At 58.7% G+C, this 18,694-nt stretch carries 11 protein-coding genes; 4 read left to right on the top strand and 7 right to left on the bottom strand.

Going from position 1 to position 18,694, the window contains the following annotated elements; translation table 11 throughout:
• Nucleotides 1-99: 99 nt before the first annotated feature.
• The 3 genes from Poly24_RS25910 to Poly24_RS25900 form a co-directional block, all read right to left on the bottom strand.
• The gene (locus Poly24_RS25910; protein WP_145102369.1) at nucleotides 100-957 is read right to left on the bottom strand and encodes a DUF6159 family protein; all 858 of its coding nucleotides are present in this window, start codon (nucleotides 955-957) and stop codon (nucleotides 100-102) included.
• Between the two features lie 79 nt (nucleotides 958-1,036).
• Complete coding sequence (locus Poly24_RS25905; protein ID WP_145102368.1) at nucleotides 1,037-1,381, bottom strand: hypothetical protein; 345 nt, start codon at nucleotides 1,379-1,381, stop codon at nucleotides 1,037-1,039.
• Nucleotides 1,381-2,382: a YdjY domain-containing protein gene (locus tag Poly24_RS25900; RefSeq protein WP_145102367.1), complete on the bottom strand. Its 1,002-nt coding sequence runs from the start codon at nucleotides 2,380-2,382 to the stop codon at nucleotides 1,381-1,383. Before Poly24_RS25900 ends, Poly24_RS25905 begins: the two co-directional genes overlap by 1 nt.
• 194 nt (nucleotides 2,383-2,576) lie before the next feature.
• On the opposite strand from Poly24_RS25900, the gene Poly24_RS25895 reads away from it, so the two are divergent.
• Genes Poly24_RS25895 through Poly24_RS25885 form a run of 3 tightly spaced genes read left to right on the top strand, consistent with a single transcriptional unit; the run spans nucleotide 2,577 to nucleotide 8,232 of the window.
• Nucleotides 2,577-4,376: a hypothetical protein gene (locus tag Poly24_RS25895; RefSeq protein WP_145102366.1), complete on the top strand. Its 1,800-nt coding sequence runs from the start codon at nucleotides 2,577-2,579 to the stop codon at nucleotides 4,374-4,376.
• Nucleotides 4,373-7,075 carry an MGH1-like glycoside hydrolase domain-containing protein gene (locus Poly24_RS25890; protein WP_145102365.1) on the top strand — a complete coding sequence of 901 codons (2,703 nt, stop codon included), beginning with the start codon at nucleotides 4,373-4,375 and terminating at the stop codon, nucleotides 7,073-7,075. The genes Poly24_RS25895 and Poly24_RS25890 overlap by 4 nt, the downstream gene beginning before the upstream one ends.
• Nucleotides 7,076-7,083: 8 nt before the next feature.
• Complete coding sequence (locus Poly24_RS25885) at nucleotides 7,084-8,232, top strand: dienelactone hydrolase family protein (protein ID WP_197452178.1); 1,149 nt, start codon at nucleotides 7,084-7,086, stop codon at nucleotides 8,230-8,232.
• Nucleotides 8,233-8,294: 62 nt separating this feature from the next.
• Here Poly24_RS25885 and Poly24_RS25880 read toward each other — a convergent pair whose 3' ends face one another.
• A complete protein-coding gene (locus Poly24_RS25880; RefSeq protein ID WP_197452177.1) occupies nucleotides 8,295-9,239 on the bottom strand; it encodes an efflux RND transporter periplasmic adaptor subunit in 945 nt (314 codons plus the stop codon).
• Nucleotides 9,232-11,673: an efflux RND transporter periplasmic adaptor subunit gene (locus Poly24_RS25875; RefSeq protein WP_145102362.1), complete on the bottom strand. Its 2,442-nt coding sequence runs from the start codon at nucleotides 11,671-11,673 to the stop codon at nucleotides 9,232-9,234. Before Poly24_RS25875 ends, Poly24_RS25880 begins: the two co-directional genes overlap by 8 nt.
• Before the next feature lie 899 nt (nucleotides 11,674-12,572).
• Between Poly24_RS25875 and Poly24_RS25870 the strand changes: the two genes are divergently transcribed.
• Entirely contained in the window at nucleotides 12,573-14,429 is a 1,857-nt protein-coding gene (locus Poly24_RS25870) for a TolC family protein (protein WP_197452176.1), read from the top strand.
• Nucleotides 14,430-14,585: 156 nt separating this feature from the next.
• On the opposite strand, the gene Poly24_RS27730 is transcribed toward Poly24_RS25870, so the two are convergent.
• Together Poly24_RS27730 and Poly24_RS25860 are read right to left on the bottom strand one after the other, a co-directional pair.
• Nucleotides 14,586-15,923 carry a methyl-accepting chemotaxis protein gene (locus tag Poly24_RS27730; RefSeq protein WP_145102360.1) on the bottom strand — a complete coding sequence of 446 codons (1,338 nt, stop codon included), beginning with the start codon at nucleotides 15,921-15,923 and terminating at the stop codon, nucleotides 14,586-14,588.
• A 193-nt stretch (nucleotides 15,924-16,116) separates the two neighbouring features.
• Nucleotides 16,117-18,486 carry a carboxylesterase family protein gene (locus Poly24_RS25860; RefSeq protein WP_145102359.1) on the bottom strand — a complete coding sequence of 790 codons (2,370 nt, stop codon included), beginning with the start codon at nucleotides 18,484-18,486 and terminating at the stop codon, nucleotides 16,117-16,119.
• Nucleotides 18,487-18,694 lie beyond the last annotated feature (208 nt).

The following is an 18,694-nucleotide window of genomic DNA, read 5'->3' as shown; positions in this document are numbered from 1 at the left end:
CGTCCACTACGAGGCCGAGTGCGTTTGCTGAGATTGGACGCGCGGCCCGTTGGGCACGCGGTTAAACGATTGGGGCGTAACGCGTTGGGTGCGAAGGACTTAGGCTTTTGCGAAGACGCCGCGGAGGTTGTTGGCTTCGAAGCCGCCGGGGGCGTCGCCGCTGGAGCCATACATATAGATAGCGGCTTGCACGATCGCCGACATCGCGCTGGAGATCAGCGAAACCAGCAGCAATCCGATCACTCCCAAGACGATCACGGCGATTCCCGCTGCTCCGATCGAAGCGGTCAGGAAGCCGCCGCCAACGATCAAGGCGATGCAAGGGAGCGAGGCGAGGAATCCGAAGAATCCGATTCCTCCCTTGGCTCCCAGCGATTCGCCCCAGGTGCTTTTCAGGATCGTTGCCGATCGCTTGAGGGCTTCGAACGGGCCGGCTTTCTCGATCACCAGTACCGGGACGACAAAGAAGCTGGCCGCCGCCCAGGCCATCCCTAACAATCCCGAAACGATCGCCCCGACCTTCTCGCTGCGACTCTCGATCACTCGCAGGATCACGCCGACGGTGGCGCTAAGCAATGCCCAACCGGCGATCTGGGGCAGTCGAGACATCGCGGCGGAGATGCCGTCCGATAGCGTCGGTCGCTCGCCGTAGAAGCTTTTCACCGCGCATGCGATCAAGGCGGAGTTGAAGAAGACGATCACGAAGTAGTTGACGAAGTAGAAGGCAAACAGAACCGCCAGGTAGAGCGGGTTCTGCATCGGGTCGCCCGCTTCCTGCCCCTGTTCGATGGCGTTTTCCACCGCGCCGGTCATCACCAAGGGGATGGCGAAAGAGATCATCACCAGCATGCAGCTGATTCCGCTGAGCAGCGGGAAGATGATCAGTTGCTTGTCGCGTTGCAGTACGCCCAGGCTTTGTTTGGCCAGTGCATACCCGTTACTTAATCGCTCGAACATCGTCCTGCCTCGGTTGTTTGTTTTGTTGTGTTCGTCGTCTGCCGCTTCAGCGGCAGTTCATGGACGTCAAATCGTTTGTTTACCACGTCAGCGGTTTGCCGGCGCGGAGATCGTCGCGGACCTTCTTGAGGATCACGGGGAGATCGAAGACGCGGCGAGCGGACTTCTGATCGGGATCCAAGACCGCGACTTCGATCGCTCCTTCGACACACATCGCCATCGTGCGAACCAGGTCGATTGGGCTCGGTTGCAGGCATTGTGAGTTCTGCAGTTGAGCATCGTTTGCGTACTGTTCAGCTTTGGCTTGGTCGGTGAACATCGCCAGTGCGATCCGATCGTCCTGCATCTGCCAGCAGGCCGGACCGGCGTCGGAGAGCAACAGCCAGGGTTGCAGATTCACCGATTCGGAGGAGAGGTCATCCATTAAGAATCGCTCCCGGCGTCGGGAGTTGTGGGTTGGGTGGCGGGCGAATCTTTGGGGCCCAGGCTGTCCAAGTCGGCATCGAGTTTCGCATCGGCCGCCGGTTTGTCTGCCGGCTTCGCTTCGGCCGCGTTATCTTTGTCCGCTGGTTTCGCGTTTAGTGCCGGAGAGACGGGGATCATCACCATCCGGATCGGCGTCCCACGCGGTGGCATGTTTTCGGTGCACGCGCTGAATTCCAGGTACTCCGCGTCTTTGCTGCTCTCGATCGGAACGTCCAGCGTTGCCGAAGCGAAGTTCGAAACGCAAACGAGATCGCCGTCGTCGGCTGAATAAAAGTCGCGTCCGCTGCGTGGGTCGGTCCACCACTGGCTGCCAGCGAAGACGAAATCGGTGTTCAGTTTCTCTTTCGTTCCGGTTTTGCAGATCCATTCTTGCGCCTTGGCTCGATGGCGTTTGCCCTCCTTGTCGCGCCACAGCACCCAGATCGCGATCCGATCACCGGTGGGGGGCGAGAACTTGGGTTGGAACTGAACCGGCCGGCCGGGGGTCGCTCCCACGGCCAGCAAGGCCGCGTGGACATATTGGCTGCGAGCCAGCACAGCGATCGCCGATTCGTGTTCTTTAGTCCCCGCCGGGCAGGCGAACATCTCCAACAACCCCTCTCGAACGGCGACGTATCCGTCGACGATCACCCGGCGGTTTGGTTTGTCGATCCACAGTCGGGCGTCGGGCGCCAACCGCGTTGCACCTTTAGGGGCGTCAAAAGCGGCGATCACTCCTTTGATCGTTGGACTCTCGCTCTCCTCGGGTGTCGACGGCCGTTGCGGTCGGTCGGGATCTTCGCTGGCTGGCAGGTCGGCAATCGGTTTGCTGGTGTCGGCGGGCTGAGCGATCGCCGATCCGAGGCTCGCGAGCGTCAACAACAAACAGACCAACGAGCGAGGCACCTGCGCAGCGCTCTTTCGGTTGCCGTGTCGCAGTTGAATTAGGTTGGCAAGCATCGGATATCCTTCTCGCGTGGGTGAGCAAAAATGCAAATGTCGATGGCGATGAAGAATCGCAGCGAACAGCGATCTTCGGCCCAACAGGCATTGCATCGCTGGTTGGATCAGAAAGAATAGGCATCGACAGTCCCCGGCCGTAGGGCAAATTGGCTCCACAGGTCGGCAGCAAGTATCTTAGCATCGTATCCACCATGACGACTACAACATTGACACAACGAACCGAATCATCCCCAATCGATGCGAGCGAGGACTATCTGATGGACAGCGAAAACGCTTGGGGTGAATTGATCGTCCAGTTGACCCGGCGGCAGACCAGCCGTCGCAAATTGAAGGCCGATCCGGTTTGGGAGATGTTTTTCGAGCTGCCGCCCTCCGCTGGCAACGCCGACGGCGACACTGCATTGGCTGATGCCGCGGCTGTCCTGGTCGCTGCGGCCAAAGGGAACGAGGACGCCGCGAAGCCTGCCGATTTTGATTGGTCCGCCGCAGCGGCGGCGCTCTCCGGCAGCGCGCCAACCGAATCGGATCTGTTGACCTGGGCCTACGTTCTGCCATTGTTAGCCGACACGTTGGGCGAGGCGCAGTGGTGGGAGGTTTTGGGCGTTTTGAAGTCGGCTCGGCAAGCGGCACTCACCGACCTGCCAGTCGAAAGTTCGCGTCGAGTGATCTTGGCGGCTGAGCTGGGGTTGGTGTTGGCTTGGGGGCTGAAGAACTTTCAGACCTCGGTTCGTTTAGCCGAGTCGAGCTGGAGCGTTTATTGCGAGTACTTGGAATGCGAAGACGATCGCTTGCAGGAGCTGTTGTCGGGCGGAGCTCAGCGGTTGCCGAAAGCGTTGGCGTCGGCGCTGCGATCGATGCAGATCGCCCGCGTCGGATTTAAGCACAAACCGGCCAACGAGCAGCTGGGCGAATTGAACGAGATGGCGGCTTGGCAGTCGCATTTGGTCCGCTGGGACGGTTCGTTGTGTTTGCAGCCGATGGAGACCAAGCTGTCGAGCGATCTGTTGGATACGGCGACGCGATTGTTAAAGGATCCGGGGCTGCGGATGGCTTACGATTTCGCTTGCCGCACAGCCGACAAGGCGTTGAAGAATAAACTGACGACCGAAATCGAACTGCCCGAGAGTGGAATGTATTGCGATTCGGCCGGCTTGGTTTCGATGCGTCCTTCGTGGTTCCGACATCACGGATGGATCGTCGCCGATTTTTATTCGCAGCCCGCGCCGCGGATCGAACTGTCCGCCGGCAAGCGGATGATTTTGGAAGGGGCTTGGGAAGCGACGATTCAAATCGATGGCCAGGATTGCCAACCGCGCGGCGACTGGGAAGAGGTCTGTTGGCATAGCGATGACGACGTCCACTACATCGAGATGGAACAGTGTTGGACGCATGGCGTGACGCTGCAGCGACAATTGATGGTCGTCCGCGAGGATGGGGCGGTGCTGTTGGCCGATACCGTGTTGTCTCCCGATGACAGCGAGATCTTCTACCGTTCCAGCGTCCCGCTGGCGGCGACGATGCAGGCGGCTGCCGACGCGGAGACGCGCGAGGTGGTGCTGCACGATAACAAGCCGCGGGCGATGGTCCTACCGATCGGATTGTCGGAATGGCGAGTCGGTCGCAGCCCGGGGAAGATGGAGGTCGCCGAGGGGCGTTTGACGGTCAGCGGCCGCGGCGAAAAGCGGCTGTACGTTCCGGTCTGGATCGATCTAGAACGCCGTCGTTTCGATCGCCCGCGGACGTGGCGGAATCTGACGGTGGCGTCGCGGTTGGTGATCGCCAAGGCGAACGAAGCGGTCGCGTCGCGCGTTCAATTTGGATCGGAGCAATGGATCGTGTTCCGGTCGCTCAGCGAGCACAAGGCTTATACCTTCTGCGGAAAACATTTGGCTGCCGATTTCTATTGCGGCCGGTTCGATCCAAGCGATGGATCGTTGGAAGATTTAATCACCGTCGAAAATGCGTCGGATTCACAGGATGGGAATGCATGAACAAGTCGATCACGGCCGAACAACAGCGTTTGTTAGCCAGCAACGAGCGGACGGGAAACTGGCAGCGTTGGGGGCCTTATCTTTCGGAGCGTCAGTGGGGGACGGTTCGCGAGGACTATTCCGAAAGCGGCGATAGCTGGCAATACTTTCCGCACGACCACGCCCGCAGCCGCGCCTATCGCTGGGGCGAAGACGGCTTGATGGGGATCACCGATCGCCAGGGGCGACTCTGCTTTGCCCTGGGCTTGTGGAACGGCCGCGATCCGATTCTCAAAGAGCGGCTGTTTGGGCTGACCGGTCCCGAGGGGAATCACGGCGAAGATGTCAAGGAATGTTATTATTACCTGGACAGCACGCCGACCCATTCGTACATGCGTGGCTTGTACAAATATCCGCAGGCGCGGTACCCGTACGAAGATCTTGCCGCGGTCAATCAGGGACGCAGTCGCAACGAACTGGAATACGAACTGTCGGATACGGGAGTCTTCGACGAAGATCGCTACTTCGATGTCGATGTCCGCTACGCCAAGCAGGCTCCGGACGACATCCTGATCCGCGTGCTAATCACCAATCGAGGGCCGGACGCCGCCGTCTTGCACGTCGTGCCTCAGTTGTGGTTCCGCAACACTTGGACCTGGCACTGCACCCACGAAGGCTGCACCGCGCGGCCTCATCTATCGTTGAACGATGACGGGCGAATCGTCTCGCGACACGAGACGCTTGGTGCGTTTCAGTTTGCCGCCGACACAGGGCCTCAAGGCGAAGACCCCACGTGGCTGTTTACCGACAACGAAACCAACGCCGACCGGCATCCCGACCTGCCCTGCGAGAGCGAATACTATAAGGATGCGTTTCATCAGTACGTGATCGAAGGGGATACCAAAGCGGTGAACCCCAAGCGGCATGGCACCAAAGCGGCTCCCTATTATCTGCTGCGGATGAAGCCGGGCGAACAGGTTCAGTTGCAGTTTCGACTGGCGGGCAACCAGGACATTCCAAGCGGCGATTGGTTTGGCGAAACATTCGACGCCAGCTTTGAAGAACGGGCGTCGGAGGCGGACAGCTATTACGACAACGTGATCGCAAAATCGCTGAGCCCCGAAGAGCGGAACATCTCGCGGCAGGCCTACGCCGGGCTGCTGTGGACGAAGCAGTTCTATCACTTCGTCGTCGACACTTGGCTCAACGGCGATCCCAACGGACCGCCTGCGCCCGCGTCGCGACTGAACATTCGCAACAAAGACTGGCGGCATCTGTTTAACCGCGACGTTTTGAGCATGCCCGACAAATGGGAGTATCCGTGGTTTGCGGCTTGGGACAGCGCATTCCACATGATCCCGATGGCGCGGTTGGATCCGCATTTCGCCAAAGAGCAGCTGATCCTGTTCTTGCGGGAATGGTACATGCACCCCAACGGCCAGATCCCCGCGTACGAATGGACCTTCTCCGACGTCAACCCGCCGGTCCACGCTTGGGCATGTTGGAGTGTCTATGAAGCGACGGGAGAACCCGGCAATCGCGATCGGCTGTTTTTGGCGCGGACCTTTCAAAAGCTGCTGTTGAATTTCACTTGGTGGGTCAATCGCAAAGACCCTCGCGGGCGGAACGTCTTCTCCGGCGGCTTCTTGGGTTTGGATAACATCGGAGTCTTCGACCGCAGCAAACCATTGCCCGATGGCGGCTACATGGAGCAGGCGGACGGGACCGGATGGATGGCGTTTTATTGCGGCACGATGCTGCGTATGGCGTTGGAACTGGCCGACAACAATCCCGCTTACGGCGACATGGCCAGCAAGTTCCTGGAGCACTACGTCGCGATCGCCGAGGCGATGAACTCGATGGATGGCGACGGTCTGTGGGACGATCAGGACGGCTTCTATTACGACCATCTTTACATCAAAGATCACGGCACGCCGATGCGGATCCGTTCGATCGTGGGGCTGATTCCGCTGTTGACCCCGGTGATTTTGGATGAAGCTGTGATCAACCGCCTTCCCGGATTTAACAAGCGGATGAAGTGGTTCTTGGATTCCAAGCCGGATCTCCGCGATCGGATGACGTATGCGGAACGGAAGGATCCCAACAGCCAACAGCCTTGCCATCGATTGCTGGCGATTCCGTCGGAGGATCGTTTGCGACGGTTGCTGTCGGTGATGTTGGATGAATCGGAGTTCCTGTCGCCGTACGGAATCCGTTCGCTCTCGGCGGCCCACCGCGAAGATCCGTTTGTGTTTGAGTTACACGGTGTCCGCAACGAAGTTGCGTACGTGCCAGGCGAAAGCGATTCATGGATGTTTGGTGGCAACAGCAACTGGCGCGGTCCGGTTTGGATGCCGTTGAACTTCTTGATTATCGAATCGCTGCGAACCTATTACCAATTCTGCGGTGATACGGTTCAGATGGAATGTCCGACCGGATCGGGGCAACTGATGACGTTGCTTGAGATCGCCGAAGAACTGGAGCGGCGGTTGACGACGTTGTTCAAAGCCGACGACGAGGGGCATCGCCCGATCCACGGCGGCGAAACGCGTTATGCCGAGGATCCCGCATGGAACGATCTGGTCCTGTTCTACGAGTACTTTCATGGCGACAACGGCCGCGGCCTGGGGGCGAGTCATCAAACCGGATGGACTTCGTTGGTCGCGACCCTGTTGGATCATCAGGCCCGATCGTCGTCGCAGCGCACGCAAAAGAAATAGGCAATTGGATGATGAAATCTGTTCCGATGATCCTTGCGATCCTGTTGGTGCCAGCGTTTGCAGACGCTCAGAATCGGGTGCAGCCCGAGTTGATGGAGGTCCCCGAGATCCGTTCGTCTTGGGACGATCTGACCGAGGGGATCGCGACGAAAGAAGACTGGATCGCGCGTCGCGCGGTTCTGAAGCAGCGGTATCTGGATTTGTTGGGGGACCAGCACAAACCGGAAAAGCCGCCGCTGGATTTGATCGTTCACGAAGATGTGGTCGTCGACGGTTTGTATCGCCGGCAGTGGATCAGTTATGCCGTCGAAGCGGACGAGCGGGCCCACGCCTATCTGGGAACGCCGCTGGAGCTCGACGGCAAGGCTCCCGCGATCGTGGCGCTGCACGGGACGTACCAGCACGGCAGCAAGCGGGCGGCGGGACTGATCGACAACCCCGACAAGGCCTATCTCGATCATCTGTGCCGTCGCGGTTATGTCGTGATCGCGCCGGAGCACTTCGTCTCGGGAGAGCGGACGCCGGCCGCGGGCCCTTATGACACCGCCGCTTTTTACGAGAAGCATCCCCAGTGGACGGCGGTCGGGAAATTCACGTACGAGCATTCGATTGCCATCGACGTCTTGCAGAGTCTACCGCAGGTCGATGCCCAGCGGATCGGAGCGCTGGGGCATTCGTTGGGAGGCCACGGCACCTTTTTCCTGGCTGCTTACGACGATCGCATTCAAGCCTCCGCGTGCAATTGTGGAGCGTCTTTCTTTCGGCACAATCCCAACGTGGAAGGCTGGGGACGCAACCGTTGGTACATCTATTTCAAGCCGATTCGGGAGGGGCTGCTGAAAGGGGAGCTGCCGCCTATCGACTTCCACGAGATCATCGCCTTGATCGCTCCGCGGGCGTTTCTGGACGTCTCCGGTTTAAACGACGGCCATACTCCAACGCAGAAACAGCGGCTGTTGATGCTGATGAAAATCATGGATGTCTACGAACTCAATGGGGTGCCGGAGAACCTCGGCTTCTACGTTCACGGCCGCAAGCATTCGGTGGCGCACGAATCGCGGCAATTGATCTACGGATGGATGGACACGCATCTGAAACCTGCTGAAGCGACGCAGACGCACCTCGTTTCCCCTGCTGCTACAGCGACTGACCCTTGATTTCATACCAGCACGAAGTGCAAGCGAGTGAATTTCACCGCACCAGCACGCTGAGTTCGAGGTCACTCGCTTGCGTTTCGTGCTAGTATGTTTGCGGCGCGGGCGATCTTTAGCGAGCCGCTGATGCCGGGACGGAGGAGCCATTGGGGCTGGCCGTTGGCGGCGGGGAGCTTGCGGTTGTCGGTTACGGTCCAGACAAGGTAGTTGCCGTCCAGATCGACTTCCGGACTGCATCGCGTGATCGTGAGATTGTCCATCACGATCGGTTTTTCGCCGGCGATCTGAAATGTCGCGGCCGCTTTCATGCCGATGATCTGATGAGGTGCGATGTCTCGCAGGTTCACAATCGCTTGGACCGTCAAGCGATCCATTCGCAGGATCCGCACCACGGGATCGCCTTGGCGACACCATTCCGATTGGAATCGGAACTGTTTGACAATCGTACCCGCGAACGGGGAGACGCTTTCACGTTCTTTCAGATCGATCTCCGCCACCGACAGTTCAGCTTCGGCAACCTGTCGAGCGTAGGACTCCTCGCGCTGTGCAGCCTCCGCGATTTTCAGCTCTGCCGCGCTACGGTCCTTGTTGCTGGCCGCACGGTAGCGTTCCAGATAGGGCGTGCGACCGACTTCATCGAGCAGTTCGGTCTCTTTTGTGTTCTTCGCCAGTTCGATTTCGGCAGCCCGGATATTCCAGTGGTTCTCCGCTTTGACGGTCGCTTGATCTAGCTCCGCTTTTGCAACTTCCAAACGCGCCTTCGATTCCACATCCCGCAGTTGAAATAGCAACTGTCCTGCGGCGACGTCTTCGCCGGTCCGCGCATGCAGCGTGGTCAGCAGCCCGTCGCGTTCGGCCGCCAAATCGACTTGGTCGAGGATCATCAAGAGACAATCGGTTTCGATGCTCGTTGGTTGCGAGCGATCCTGGCCGCGACAGATCGAACCGCCGAAAAGTGCGATCGTGAACAGGACGTGAAGCGGGAAGATGGGTTTTATGAGATCAGACATATTTGAACCAGGTTCTCTTGGCCCAGTCGAAGAATTCGTAAAGTTTGCAGTAGCCGATCGAGCCACGGCCAGCGTGAATGTGAGCGATGACTTCGGTGCCTGGACGGGTGCGGATTTCGGAATCGGTGGGCTGTTTACCAATGTCGACATAGACTCGGATGATGTTCCCTTGGTCTTCGTCAACGTCGGCGCTGCGGGCGATCTCACGAATCGTCCCTTCGCGGACCAGGGTTGGATGCGAGGCGAGCACATACGATGTCTTTAATCCGCTAGCGTCGTCTGGGGCCTGGTCGTTGGTGTCCCCGTGGGGCGGCGGTTGTTTGTCGATCACATCGCGAAGGTATCCGCTGCGCTTATCGGCCAGCTTCAGTTCCAATTCCCAGGGGCCTTTCGGATCGGCGATCGTTAACAATTTTTGCCCCGGTTGAACCGGACGCGCGGTCAGGCGTTGCGGCATGTCCCAGGTGACGATCTGGCCGTCGGCGGGGCTTGTGATTTGCAATTGAGCCTGCTTTTCGAGCAGAAGGTCGTATTGGTCTTGGATCTTGCCGAGACTCGCTTCAAAACCGGCGCATTGGCGGACGTTGGTCTGCCGTTGTTCGTCGTCTTTGAAGTCGCCCAGCAGTCGCTGCAAGCGGCATGTTTTCAGCTTCTGCCGTGTCTCGCGGAGCTTGCCTTCGACGTCGGCGATCTCGGCCGATAAGGCGGGGTTGGAGAGAGTCAAAAGAACTTGGCCCTGTTGGACCCATTGGCCGTCGCTGACCAGTAGTTGATCGACCACGCCTTCGGTCTGTGCGTAGACCTTGCTTCGCTGTGTCGGTTGCACGATCCCTTCGCATCGCAATTTGAAGTCGGCCGGGACGAGGCTGAGGGCGGCGATGATCGCGGCCAGCAGCAGCGTGATTCCGATCGCTTTGTTGCGGTGGTGTCCGCGGAACAGGTTGGTGAAGTGCCCCAGTTCTTTCCAGACCGGCATCAGGAACAGGCTGTTGTGGCGGCGGGCGTTCGCGACCGCGTTGACGACGGGCAGTTCGATCGCTTGCCACATCGGCAGGATCTCGTCGCGGCACAGCGGTCGCTGCAGCCCCTCGATCGCAAGGACACCCACGACGTCGCCGAGATTCGCATCGCGATCGCGAACGATCGCGGCGAGGTCGTTGGGATCGTTGGAGGGTTCGCGTTTTTGAATCAGCGGGACGAAGGCGACCGATTGCGCATCGGTCGCTTCGTAGTAAATGTCCAGCAATCGGGTCAGTTCGGGAGCCATGTCGGAGGCTTGCTCGGGAGACCAGATCGCCAGGCGTGCCGTGGCCGATCGCGTGGCGAGCCGTTGGATCGCAATGACCGATTCGCTGCGCCGGTCGAAGACCTGTTGATTGCTGATCGCCCGCACAACACAACTCTGCCCGCGGAAGATCGCCAGGCTGATTCGACCCTCGCCAAAGAAGGCGTGCAATTCGTTGACGACGTCAAAGGCGACTTCGGTCTCGTGTAGATTGCGGCCGACAACCTCCGCAACTCGCATCGCTCGAGCCTGCAATTCAGGCGACTGCACAACGCTGGTGATGGGGGCTGGCGTGGCGACTTCTACGATAGCGTGTTCGGTTTGATTAGGTTCTGGAGACGCCGCATGCGATTTGAGACCTGCGGGCTGCACCGGGGGAAGCGGAGTTGCAATGGGATCAACTTGGATGTCCGTGACGGGGACAGCGACGTTTTTGGAGACCGCGGCGATATCCGCCGTCGCAGCGCGGTGCTCCGAAACGATCTCTTGGTCCGTCTCGTCGTCGGGTGAGCTTGGTTCGTCGGTCGAATGGTTTCCTTGAATTGCCTTCGCCGCGATCACAGCTAGCGGTGCGGTGGCGTCAGGAATCCTTGGGGAGGGTTCCGTGTCCCGATGCGTCGGCGCGATCGAGCGTTCGAGTTCGGCCTGCACTTGTTGCAGGTCCGCCAAGGTCCAGTGGCTTGATTCGGGAAGCGCGTTGGGTTGAAACAGTTCGGCGACTGCTAGCGTTTGCTTGTCGCGGCGGATTGGAAAGACGAGTTGGCGATGGAACAGGACGAGTTCGCGGATTGCGTCGTCGTCGACAGCGTCGGGATGGTCGAATGCTTGGGACGATTCGGGAGTGACAAAGATATCGGCGCGGCCCGTTTCGCAGACTTGTTCGGCGTTGGCGACGATGTCAGCGGTGAAATCGGAGTCGGGGGCGGCATCGGCCAGTTCGATGCCATGGCTGGCTTGCCAGCGGAACCCGCCGCCATCGGGACTCCAGAGGATTCCGGCCGATGCACCGCTCGCGTTGCAAAGTTCGGGCAGCCTCTGGGCGAGCGATGCCAACGGATCGGCGGGCTGTGCCGGTGCTGCGGCGATCGCCCTCAGCAGCCGCGGCAAGTCAGCTCGAAGATCGGATTGCGTTGGGGTTTCAGCGGACATCGGTTTCGCAGGTCAGGATGGGATTCGTGCGTCTTGGGCTCGCGATGCGACCGCGTCGCGCAGCTCGCTCGATCAACATCGTTTGGCTTGGGCTGCAAGCATTCGTTAGCGAATCTGTCGCGTCGGGTTCGAAATCGCGGTAGATCCCCAGCCTTGCGGCATGGAACACTACGAAAAGTCTAGTTTACCCCTGGCGTTCGTACAGGTTCGCGTGTCGGTATGTTTAAAGATAGGTAGTTTGACATGTGTTTGCCAGCATTTACCTTTCGATTGCTCACCGCGAGGCAGAGCTGAGAATCGAGCAATTTCGATTGGCTGCTAGAGATCGATACGGCCGATCTAATCGTTATATTCGGCGCAGGCTGCCCGATAGATAGGCTTTCCGCACATTTGACGAGGCGATGGAATCACCCCGCCCACCAGTTCGAATCGCTAGCATTGCGCTGTGTTGCGTCTTGGTTGCCTGCTGCGCCGCTGCCTGGGGCGATGATTTAGGCATCGACGAGTCGCTGATTACTCCTCGTAGCCTGTATCGCAACAATCCAGCCCGTACCGTCGACAAGGGGGCACCACGGCAGAGGGATCATCGATTTACCGTCGAGTCGGGATTGGTGAAGGTGCCCCGGGGGGAGGCTGCGGCGGTAAGCGAGTCGGATGCTGCGGAGCCTTTGGCGTCGGGAGCGTCTGTTTCGTTGTCGCAGCCGAATCTTCCTGCCACTTCGTCGCGCGTTGAATCGGCTCCGCCGGTGGTCCGTGAGCCGCAGGGATCCCCGTTGGCGAGTGGGCGCCCGTCGTCGGCGACTGTTGACCGAAAGCCGAATCACGCCCGGTCTGAAGCGACAACTCCATCGGCTGGGCGGACCGGCGCGACGCCGCAAATCTCGACCCTGCATTTCCCCGTGACACAGCGATTGGTCGCACCGGTGGCGTTGCCCGTTATGAGTCGAGATTTGGTTGGCGAATCGCCAGCGGCAGGTTCGGTACCGCTTTCGCTGTCGATGGATACGACCCTTCAGTTAAGTGCTCCGGCGCTTCAGCCTGCGGCACCGATTCCGTTGGCAAGGGACCCGATGCTGGCCGACCCCAATTTTGATGCTCAGCGGTTCTCGATCACTCAGATCATCGAAAGTGCAAAGACGACTTCGATCTTGACCGACCGGCCGGCGGTGATGTTGTCGGTCAATGATCTCTTGGCTCGGACGTTGTTCAATTCAAAGACTGTCAAGATTCTGCGGATTCAACCGGTGGAAGACCGGCAGGTGGTGGATCAGGAATTTGGTCAGTTCGATTGGGCCACGTTTTTCGAGAACCGGTTGTTGCACAACAACACGCCGGTGAACCAACTAAATCAAGCGGGCATCGGCCAGACGCTTATTCGGGGAGATGATCTTCAATTTCAGGCCGGGATGCGAAAGCAGACGACGACCGGTGGGGAGATTGAAGTCCGTGAATCAATCCGTTTTTTGGATGACAATTCGGGGCGGTTGCAACCATCGGACCAAGCGATTTCGGCGCTAAGTCTTGTCTATTCGCAAGAGTTGTTGCGTGACGGTGGCCGCGATGTGGTGTTGAGCCAGGCGTTGGTGGCCAGTTATCAAGCCGACCAATCGCAAGCCGAGTCGGTAGCTTTGATCAGTAGCCGATTGCAGGAAGTGCTGAACCAGTACTGGACGCTGTTCGAAAACCGCGGCAACTATTATGTCCAATTGGCCCTAACCCGATGGGCTCACGAAACGCTGATGCAGTTGGAGTCGCGACGTCGGATCGACGCTCAGGAGAACACGATCGAACAGGCGCGGGCGCTGCTATTGGAGGCGAAGGCGGATCTGGTGGATGCGGAGGTTCAGGTGCGGATCGCTCAAGATCAATTATTCCGATTGGTCAATGATCCGGCACTGGATCCGGAGCATGTCGAGATCATCACGACCCATCCACCACTGATCGGTAGCGTCTTGTTTGAGCCGCGGACCGAATTGTCGGCGGCACTGCAGAACCGCGGCGAGGTCTACGAACGGATCGCGGCGATTAGCGAGGCGGCGGTGCAACATCATGTTTCTTTGAACCAGTTGCTGCCACGGTTGACGGTGTCGTTGGAATCGTCGCTGAACGGAATCGAAGGGCAGCGGAATTTGTTTGGTGCCAAGGCGAACGGGCTTGAGACGTCGCCAACGATCGAAGCGAATTTTAATCTCGAATTCTTCCTGAGCAATCGCGCCGCGCGGGCGACCAATCGGCAGACACAGCTGGCGCTGCGACGATTGCAATTGGAATATGAAGACACGATCGAACAAGTTCGGCTGGATGTTTCCGAATCGATCCGCACCTTAAACGCCTCGGCCGACGTGTTGGATCTGCGCAGCCGAACACTTCAGGCTCGGCGAACCGAATTGGATTATTTGAGGTTGCGTCGCGATGTGATTCCACAGGCGGACGCGTCGGTGAGTCTATTGTTGGAGCAGTTTTTCCAGGCACTGGCTCGGCTGGTCACGTCGCAGCAGAGCTATTTACAGGCGGTCGGCAATCAGCAGCGGGCACTCGCCGATCTGCAGCGGGCGAAGGGGATGTTGATCCACAGCAGCGAAGTTCCTGGGGACGCATTTGTGCCGGTCCCCACGATCCCGCAAGCGCTGAAGACCCAGTTGCGAGGCAAGGGGGAGTTGCGGACGGACATCGATCGGTCCGTCATTCAGCCGGGTGTCAAACGTCGCTGGCAGCACCAGGCGACACTGCAAGCTCCGACGGTGCTGTCGCGGTAAGGCGTTGCTCGTCGACGCGTGATGGAAGGGCCTTGGCATCGGATTGCCCACGACGAAACTTCGCGCAGTCGGGGAGAGACGTCCCGGCCGAGCGAAGTGCGTTGCGGCAGGAACCTGCGGCTCCGAAGAAGGAGCCAGCGGTTCCGGCTTGCCTGCTCATTGGCTCATCGACAGCAGTTTTTGGGCCGTGGAGCTGAGTCCCGACATCAACACCGATTGTTCTTCGACAGCCGCCGCGGCGGTGGTCGTGTTCGTGCTGACTTCGGAGACGCCATCGGCAATCCCTTTGATCGAACGAACGACCTGTTCGATATTCGATTGAATATCGGCAACATTCGATTCGATGCTGTTGGTCGCTTTGGCCGTTTGTGTGGCCAGTTGCTTGACTTCGGTCGCGACGACTGCAAATCCACGGCCTGCTTCCCCGGCACGTGCCGCTTCGATCGTGGCGTTCAGTGCCAACAGATTGGTTTGCTCCGCCAAGTCTTGGATCACGCCGACGACTTTGCCGATCGATTTGCTGTTAGAGTTCAGTTCCTCGACACGCTGGGTTGCTGCGTTGGCATCGGTCGTTGCCGTTTGGGCCAAGCTGGCGGTTTGAGCGATGTTTTGAGAGATCTCGTCGATCGCTTGAGCCATCTCGGTGACGCTGGCTGCGATGGACGAGCCGACTTCGCTGGCTTGCCGTTTCGTTTCTATCTGGTGCGAGATGTCGGTCGCGTATTTCACAACCTTTTCGACATTGCCCTTTGCGTCAAAGACCGGATTGTAGGTGGCTTGCAACCAGATTTCTCGGTGCCCTTTGGCGATACGTTTGTATTCGTTTTGTTGGAACTGGCCACGAGCTAGCGCATTCCAGAAGGCGATGTAGTCGCTGCTGTTCGTCCATTCGGGATCGCAGAACATGCGGTGGTGGTGCCCGCGAATCTCGTCTAACGAGTAACCCATCGCATCGCAGAATTTCTGGTTCGCGGTCAGGATCGATCCGTCGGGACGAAATTCGATACAGGCTTGTGTCTTGTTCACCGCATCGATCGCGGCCAACTTCTTGGCACTGATATCGACCGCGAATTTGACCACTTTATAGATTTTGCCCTCTTCGTCGCGGACCGGATTATACGTGGCTTGAATCCAAACTTCTTTGTGGTTTTTTCCGAAGCGTTGGTATTCCGATGATTGGAATTCACCATTGGCAAGCGAGTTCCAGAAGCTTGTGTATTCGGGCGATTGAGCGTAGTGGGGGTCGACAAAAATGCGATGGTGTCGGCCACGGATTTCGTCGAGCGAATAGCCAAGACAGCTCAAAAAATTTTGGTTTGCCGTAAGGATCTTCCCTTGCAGGTCGAACTCGATAATCGCTTGCGAGCAGTTCAGCGCATTGTAGATTTGTGAGTGGTTTGCTGATTCGCTGTTGAAGGCCTCCGGTGCCTGGTCGAGCACTGCGACGCTAACGTCATTCGCGTCGTGTGACGCGAAGATTCGATTTTTCCACATACGATTCGCCCCTGCGTAGGTTTGACAAGTTCACGTTGGTGAACCTGTTTGTTGCCGATGAAACACTTGATACCGAAGCCTAGGTTTGCAATGCGTCGTGTCAAGCTGCAAGGGAGGATAAAGGGCGGTTTCACGCGATGGCCGATCGATTGTGAGTGCCTTGGCTGGCGCAAAACGAGCGGCGGAGAGGCGATTAGGGGAGTTGGACCCGCGCCCAGAAGAACCGCTGGCGATCGGCGCGGGTGCGGACATCTTCCAGCATCACTCGCAAATCGCCATCGTAGGCGAGTCGTGTCGATTTCGCACGCCACGAGACTCGGACCGGTTGGTCCAGCTTGACGCCCATTTCCGGGGAGAGCAAGATGCTGCAAGAATCAGCCGGAATGCTGGTGATTTGTACATCGCCGTTGGCTGTGATCTGGGCATTGATGTCGCCGGGGCGCAGACGATCGGCGTGGTCCCACAGGAAAGGGCTGATGTTGACCGATGGTTTCAGGTCATTCAGTTCCAGCCACCAGAAAAATTGATCGCCGGCCCGCATCGTCGATGCTTCAATCCGTTGGGGGATCGGTTGTCGGCGGTGGCTGCGGAGCTGCATCCACTTGAGCATGTCGTCGATCTCTTCGTGAAAATCTTCTTCGCCACGGCCACGGTAGCTGACCAGCATCGTGTCGTATTGCGGCCTCAGGTAACGCTGCAGGACCGCTCCATTGCGGATCAACGGTGCAGGGTATCCGGCCAGTTCGCCGAGCACGAAGTACTGTGGAAAGTATTTTCCGTTTTCCGAGTAGTGTCGGATATGTTTGTCAGCGTCGGCGGAGATCGCTAATAGTCCCGCCCATAAATCGGGATGCGACAGAGCGATATCCCAGGCCGCTGCGCCGCCGGCGCTATGTCCCGAAAGGAAGACACGGTTAGGGTCGATCGAAGTCCGTCGCAACGCGTCGCGCAGCGAGCTGAGCACGCGGTAGTGTTCACGGGGCGTGAAGCGATAGCCCGAGAGGTCCTCGTTTTGCCACTGGGGAGCGATCACAACAAAACCATGTCGCGACGCGGGGCCCAGTCGCTGCTGTAGTTCCGCGTTGTAGGACCCTGTCCACCAAGCGATTTGTTCATCGAGGCTGCGGCCGGGTTGGTGCAGGGTGACGATACAGGGATAGCTGCGGAGCGGGTCGTATTCGGGAGGCAGTTGAATCAGATATTCGTGGGCAGCGACCTCGCCACGAGCGGGCATCGCGATGCGATACAGTCCGGGTGTTTCGGGATCGGCCGACGCTTCGGGCAGCGACAGCGGCGGTCGCGTGGTGCGAATGATTCGTGAGACGTTTTCGGGGGTTGCCCCTTCCTGGTTTGCCAGTTCGGCGAGGATTTGTTCGCGCCGCGCCGGATCGCTGCTGGCCAGGTACTCGTCGACCAGTTCCCGGACTCGGATTAGCGATCGGGCAACCGCGAGGTTTTGTTCGCCCGTTCCCGACCCTAGCAGCCAGCCCCCGATCGCCAAAGCGATTCGGTTTTCGAGGGTGATGTTATCGACTTCGCCGAGCCGTTGGTAATCGCTCAACCGCGCCATCGTATGAGGCTTCAGGTCGCGTCGGATTTCCTCGAGTAAAGGCAAGAGCGGTTGGGCCGTTTCGGGAGCGAGTTGTTCGACCTGTTTCGTTAGACGGTCGGATAGATCGATCGCTAATTGATCGTCCTCGCGAAACTTGCGGAGCGCATCCTGGACTTTAATTCGAGTTTCGATGGCTACGTCGTCGATCGGAAAGCTTTGCAGCATTTGCATCGCAAACTGGGGCTGCCCTGCGTCGCGACGGAGGATCGCTTCGTCGAAAATCTGGCTGGCTTCTTGTTGGATCAGCGTCCGCAGTTGACGCTTTAAGCCCTCGGCTTCGGGAAAGTCTTTGATCGCTCGTTTCAACGTTTCTCGGGCTGCGGCGTAGCGACCCGCTTCGATGTAAAAGCGGAACAGTTGCAGGCGGCCATCGAGTTCGGACTGGTCGATCCAGTTGGAGAGGATCGAATTGAGTTGATTCGAGGGGAAGGCCGAGGTGGCGATCCGCATGTCCCAGACGTAAGACCGCGTCGATAAAAGCCCTTCGACTTTGACATAACGCGAGTTGAGTTCGGTGATCCCTTGATGGATTGTCAGCGGTCCTTTGGGGCCTTGCATGCTGAAGGTGCGGCGGCCGTAAGGGTCGAAAGGGGAGATCCCAAAAATCGATCCGACCGCGCTGACGACGCGGCCGCCCGCGACCGGGGTGCGTTGGTCCAGTAGGATCGGTTGTCCGGTGTCGGCGGGGGCGATAATCGTGGGGGGGACCACCATCGCGCGTTGGTTAAGATAGATCCGACGTAGGCCGTCGTCGATCATCCAGATCGGTTTTGCCTCGACCGCTCCCTCGGCGGCAGCTTGGAATGCGTTTTGGTCAATGGAGGCGAGTTCAACGACGGAGCCTTGCAGTTGCAAGCCGTTGCGGAGCTGAATGATCCGCTCTGCCGCATCGATCGCACCCAGCGGAAGCAAGGCGAGCCACAGTAGCGTACGGGTGCATGTTGCCAACATCGAGCGGGAGGTTCTCCAAATAAATCGTTCGATACGGTTGGGCAGATTTGCCGGATTTTCAGTACACTGAAGCCCCATGCTGCCGAGCGTCACGAGAAAAGCAATGGTTGAGGCTCTGCTTACTGTCGGTCGCATCTCTGTCTTGGGTGCAACCGATCTTAAGAAGGGTAGCCCTACCAGCATACGCTGTATTGTTCGGGGGGCTTCG

The organism is Rosistilla carotiformis (assembly GCF_007753095.1).
In the GTDB taxonomy this organism is placed as follows: Bacteria; Planctomycetota; Planctomycetia; order Pirellulales; family Pirellulaceae; genus Rosistilla; species Rosistilla carotiformis.
Note: the sequence above shows the minus strand (reverse complement) of the source record. Positions and strands in the feature narration are given on the sequence as shown.

What these genes read in the sequence shown, in the direction of transcription:
- Poly24_RS25910 (WP_145102369.1), bottom strand. Translation starts at nt 957, where the DNA reads ATGTTCGAGCGATTAAGTAACGGGTATGCACTGGCCAAACAAAGCCTG.
- Poly24_RS25905 (WP_145102368.1), bottom strand. Translation starts at nt 1,381, where the DNA reads ATGGATGACCTCTCCTCCGAATCGGTGAATCTGCAACCCTGGCTGTTG.
- Poly24_RS25900 (WP_145102367.1), bottom strand. Translation starts at nt 2,382, where the DNA reads ATGCTTGCCAACCTAATTCAACTGCGACACGGCAACCGAAAGAGCGCT.
- Poly24_RS25895 (WP_145102366.1), top strand. Translation starts at nt 2,577, where the DNA reads ATGACGACTACAACATTGACACAACGAACCGAATCATCCCCAATCGAT.
- Poly24_RS25890 (WP_145102365.1), top strand. Translation starts at nt 4,373, where the DNA reads ATGAACAAGTCGATCACGGCCGAACAACAGCGTTTGTTAGCCAGCAAC.
- Poly24_RS25885 (WP_197452178.1), top strand. Translation starts at nt 7,084, where the DNA reads ATGATGAAATCTGTTCCGATGATCCTTGCGATCCTGTTGGTGCCAGCG.
- Poly24_RS25880 (WP_197452177.1), bottom strand. Translation starts at nt 9,239, where the DNA reads ATGTCTGATCTCATAAAACCCATCTTCCCGCTTCACGTCCTGTTCACG.
- Poly24_RS25875 (WP_145102362.1), bottom strand. Translation starts at nt 11,673, where the DNA reads ATGTCCGCTGAAACCCCAACGCAATCCGATCTTCGAGCTGACTTGCCG.
- Poly24_RS27730 (WP_145102360.1), bottom strand. Translation starts at nt 15,923, where the DNA reads ATGTGGAAAAATCGAATCTTCGCGTCACACGACGCGAATGACGTTAGC.
- Poly24_RS25860 (WP_145102359.1), bottom strand. Translation starts at nt 18,486, where the DNA reads ATGTTGGCAACATGCACCCGTACGCTACTGTGGCTCGCCTTGCTTCCG.